The sequence below is a fragment of the Nostoc sp. CALU 546 genome, assembly GCF_048836525.1.
The window spans coordinates 1-1,424 of record NZ_JAWJTF010000416.1 but is presented as its reverse complement, the minus strand read 5'-3'; the positions used below and the strand labels follow the sequence as shown (position 1 = coordinate 1,424).

1 protein-coding gene is annotated in these 1,424 nt (G+C 39.4%); it reads right to left on the bottom strand.

Annotation, left to right across the window (positions count from 1 at the left end):
- Positions 1-150 precede the first annotated feature (150 nt).
- Positions 151-1,128 (bottom strand): hormogonium polysaccharide secretion pseudopilin HpsC, encoded by a 978-nt coding sequence (gene hpsC / locus RRG12_RS44175; protein ID WP_420762750.1) that lies wholly within the window; start codon positions 1,126-1,128, stop codon positions 151-153.
- Positions 1,129-1,424: the final 296 nt, after the last annotated feature.

The following is a 1,424-nucleotide window of genomic DNA, read 5'->3' as shown; positions in this document are numbered from 1 at the left end:
ACTACAATCACTTCTATTAAAGTAAAACCAGCATCGTCTTGAGAATGAAATCGCTCTTTGGTGTTTTTATCACACATCCTAGTGTGGAATAACTTTAAAGTTAGGTTGCCCATAATGCCCCACTATTAGTTGTGCTGTTGATTGTGAAGTTTATTTAGTATATAAATATCCACGTCCCTGCACGCGGACACTTGCTGTCGGAAAGTAAGTTTGGTTATTTGAAGAGTAATCAAAATTGCTATTTTGCAACCTAGCTAGTGCATTGCCTCGTAAAAACACTTGTGCTGTTGTATTGGCAGTATCAACACAAGCATAAAAGCCCATAAAATTACCCTTGCTAAGTGTTCCAGTAGGACAAGTAGGATTTGTTGTAATAGAGGTTTGATCGATAAAATCAATTAGTACTAAAGGTTGTTGAGTGTAAGCTGACGAGACTTTTTTCCATGAATTCATTTGCTGTTTTATACCTGCGGCACCTGGCAGATTCAGGTTAAAACGCTGAAAACCTGGATTGGGGCAGTTGTTGGCGTCAAGATATTTATCATTGGGATAGTCAGTACCACAACTGACACCGCCAGAAGCCAGAACTCCATCACTAATTTCAAATCTGGCAATACGAGCCGCTTTTGACCAAGTAGTACTATTGTCTTTTATTAAATAGTAGGCAACTAGTGAGTAAACAAAAGTATCATCTGTGCTTGTTGTGGCGCGTTGGATAAATTTGCGTTTCCAAAACACTAAAATAGGTTTACAAGTAACAGTATTATTAGAAGAATCACAAATACCAGCGTTTTTCACAGGCGGGATTTGGTCTTGAATTCCTGAGCTTGCTGGGACAGCGTTTGAATTGGTAGTCAGTGCAGCTCCATCATATATGTAGACAGCTTGTTGTAAATCATTGGCAATGTAATTAACTGCCGTCTGGATTTCTTGTTCAGAATTTGCCTTTGCTTGTTCCTTCTGATCTGTACTGAGAATATTAACCATGAATCCTAGCAGTGGTGTAATCACAAGGAATGCCAGCAATAAGGCTACCAAAAGTTCTATCAGGGTAAAACCATTAACTTGCTGAACAAACTTAGAGTGTTTCAGCTGAATGCTGAGAAGAAATCTGAGTAAATTCTTCATAACTACGGTCTGCCCCTTAGTGATAGAAATACATCTAGCGAATGGCGGTGTACATATCTAATCTTGTAGGGTGGGGATCTTACCTGACCGTAGCCAAAGGCGGGCAAGATGCCCACCCCACAAAAATTAGTTGTGTATTTTTTTATTTGGAAGTCATTAATTACAAGTGTTGTTACTAGTAGTATTACTAGTAATAACAAGACGCTGACACAGTGCATTGAAGGAAGTGTTTCTAGAGCCAATTTCAGTGGTCATTTCCACTAGTGGAGATTGGCGATCGCCCAAAGTCCCAGTGA